Origin of the sequence: Microbacterium sp. (assembly GCF_030149085.1) — a bacterium.
Lineage (GTDB): Bacteria > Actinomycetota > Actinomycetes > Actinomycetales > Microbacteriaceae > Microbacterium.
On the sequence record NZ_JASBSF010000122.1, the window covers coordinates 1 to 3,543 of the forward strand.

Annotated in this window: 1 protein-coding gene; it reads left to right on the forward strand. The window is 66.1% G+C overall.

Annotation, left to right across the window (positions count from 1 at the left end):
* Nucleotides 1–3,533, forward strand: a 3,533-nt coding sequence (locus tag Q1V87_RS05015) for an efflux RND transporter permease subunit (protein WP_300591108.1), incomplete at its 5' end; no start/stop codon positions are given.
* Nucleotides 3,534–3,543: the final 10 nt, after the last annotated feature.

Below are 3,543 nucleotides of genomic sequence, written 5' to 3' on the forward strand. Positions count from 1 at the left end.
TCCCCTCGATCGAGTTCCCCGCTCTCATCGTCGTCACGACGTATCCGGGAGCGTCGCCTGAGGTTGTCGCCAACGACGTGTCGACACCGATCGAAACAGCCATCCAGGCCGTCCCGGGCCTCGAGTCGACGACAGCGACCAGCACGACCAACGCCTCGATCGTGCAGGCGTCCTTCACCTACGGCACCGACCTCGGCACCGCTGAGCAGAAGATCACGCAAGCGATCAATCGGATCTCATCTCAACTGCCCGAGAACGTCGAACCCAATGTCCTTTCGGCAAGCATCGACGACTTCCCCGTCATCCAGATCGCCGTCACCGGCTACGACGATCAGCAGACCATCCAGGCGACACTCGAATCAGTCGCGATTCCCGAGCTTGAGGATGTCGACGGCGTCAACGCCGCGCAGATCGTCGGTGGCACCGGACAGCGCATCACGATCACCCCCGACCCGGCGAAGCTCGCTGCGACCGGCTACACGCAGCAGGCGATCCGCGACGCCCTCGATCAGAACGGTGTGCTGTTCCCGGGCGGTGAGATCACCGAGAACGAGCAGACCCTCACAGTGCAGACCGGCTCGAAGATCACGTCGGTCGATGCGGTGGCGGCGCTCCCGCTCGTTCCCACGGATGCCGAGCAGTTCCAAGCCGGCACAGTGACCATCGCCGACGTCGCCACCGTCGAGCAGGGCCAGGACCCGGTCACGACGATCTCTCGCGTGAACGGCGAGCCGGCGGTGACGATCGCGATCACGAAGCTTCCGGCAGCGAACACCGTCGATGTCTCGCACGGCGTGGTCGACATCCTGCCCGAGCTCGAGCAGCAGCTCGATGGAGTCACCCTCACCGTCGTCTTCGACCAGGCGCCCTACATCGAGCAGTCGATCGAGACTCTCGCCGTCGAGGGTGGATTCGGCCTGCTGTTCGCCGTGCTCGTCATCCTGCTCTTCCTGCTGTCGGTGCGCGCGACGCTCGTGACCGCGATCTCGATCCCGACGAGCGTGCTGATCACGTTCATCGGCCTGCAGGCGTTCGGGTACTCGCTGAACATCCTGACCCTCGGGGCGATCACGATCTCGATCGGCCGTGTCGTGGATGACTCGATCGTCGTGATCGAGAACATCAGACGCCACTACGTCGGCAAGGCCGACAAGATGACCTCGATCGTGCGGGCCGTCAAGGAAGTCGGGTCGGCGATCACATCGTCGACGATCACGACTGTCGCCGTCTTCTTGCCGATCGCCTTCGTCGGCGACGTGACCGGCGAACTGTTCCGACCCTTCGCTCTGACCGTCACGATCGCGCTGCTGGCATCGCTCCTGGTCGCTCTCACGATCGTGCCTGTGCTGGCTTACTGGTTCCTCAAGCCCGGCAAGCCGCTGCTGGATGAGGCGGGGCGGGAGATCGACCCCGAGAACCCGGCAGCTCCGCTCGATCGGTTGCAGCGCGGCTACACCCCGATCCTGCGGTGGACGCTGCGCCACTCCTGGGTCACCCTGGGGCTTGCGGTCCTCGTCCTCGTGGGCACCATCGCCGTCGCACCGTTGATGAAGACGAACTTCCTCGGCGATTCCGGGCAGAACACGTTCACGATGACGCAAGACATCGGTCCGGCGCCGAGCCTGGAGGCCGAGTCCGCCGCAGCGGTGCCGGTCGAGGAAGCCCTCATGGGAATCGACGGCATCCAGACCGTGCAGGTCTCGATCGGCTCCAGCGGCAACGCGCTGCGTGATGCTTTCACCGGCGGCGGCAGCGGAATCACGTACTCCATTACGACACAGGAAGGTGCCGACCAGGTCGCGCTTCGCCAGGAAGTCCAGGACACCGTCGAGGCGATTCCGGATGTCGGCGAGATCACCGTCGCTGGCAGCAACGGCGGATTCGGCTCGACCGACATCGAGGTCGACGTCACTGCTCCCGACGCCTCGACACTGCAAGCGGCGACGGATGCCGTCGTCGCGAGCCTCAGTGACCTCGACGACGTCAGCCAGGTCACGAGCAACCTGTCGGCATCCCTGCCCTTCATCTCGGTGCAGGTCGACAGCGACAAGGCGGCGTCGCTCGGCCTGTCGGAGGTCGCCGTCGGTGCGATCGTGTCCAGCACGATGCAGCCGCAGAGCATCGGTAGCGTCGAGGTCGACGACACCTCGCTGACGGTGTACCTGGCCTCAAACGACCCGCCGACCACGATCGACGAGCTGCGCAACCTGCAGGTCTTCACCGCGCAGGGGCCCGTGCCGCTGTCGGAGGTCGCGACTGTCGAGGAGTCACAGGGACCGACATCGATCACCACGCAGGGTGGCACGCGCACCGCGACAGTGACGGTTACTCCCGCCACTGACAACCTCACGCAGGCGACGACATCCGTCACGGAAGCGCTCGACGCGGCTGATCTGCCGTCTTCGGCCAGCGCTGATCTGGGCGGTGTCGCGACCGACCAGGCCGACGCCTTCAGCCAGCTCGGCCTCGCGCTGCTGGCAGCCATCCTGATCGTGTACGTCGTCATGGTCGCGACCTTCAAGTCGCTGCGCCAGCCGCTGCTGCTGCTCATCTCGGTGCCGTTCGCGGCAACCGGTGCGATCCTGCTGCAGATTGTCACCGGCATCCCGCTGGGCGTCGCCTCGCTGATCGGCGTGCTGATGCTCATCGGCATCGTCGTCACAAACGCGATCGTTCTCGTCGACCTCGTGAACCAGTACCGCGAGAAGGGCCTGAGTGCCCACGACGCGACGATCGCCGGTGGCACGCGGCGTCTTCGCCCAATCCTGATGACGGCGCTCGCGACGATCCTCGCGCTCACGCCGATGGGACTCGGGATCACCGGCACGGGCGGGTTCATCTCGCAGCCGCTCGCGATCGTCGTGATCGGCGGACTCATCTCGTCCACCGTGCTGACGCTGCTCGTGCTGCCGACGCTCTACAACCTCGTCGAGGGCGCGAAGGAGCGGCGGCAGGCAAAGCGCGCGGCGCGGTCGGGTCAGACGGATGCCGAGGGCGCGCTCGTGCTCGCCGGCATCGGGGTTGCTGCCGTTGCCAGCGCCGCGGGTGGTGCCGAGGACGTGCCGTTGACGCGTCGCGAGTTGCGCGAGCGTGAGACGGCGCTGCGGACCGGCCAGATCCCGATCCAGTCGCCTGCCGGATCCGAGGGGGTCGAGGACCAGGTGGGCGAGGACCAGGTTGGCGAGGACGAGGTGGCGACCGAGTCCGATGCCGGTGAGCCGGGGGGTCTCGAGACCGCGGCCGATGGTCCAGAGTCAGCCGTCGACGAGACCATTGAGCCTGATATCACCGAGCCTGACGCTGTCGAAACAGACGCTGTCGAAACAGACGCTGTCGAATCAGATGCTGTCGATCCCGAGGCCGTCGAGTCGGAGGGCGACGAGCCGGAATCTGATCAGACCGAGACCGACGGTGGAGCCACCGAGGAATCAGCCGACAGCGCCGAGACTGCCCACGCCGAGACAACCGATGCCGGCGACGAACCCGGCGCCGAGAACTCGGACGACGACCAGAACGGACGTCAGCCCGAGTAGGAGATGCCCC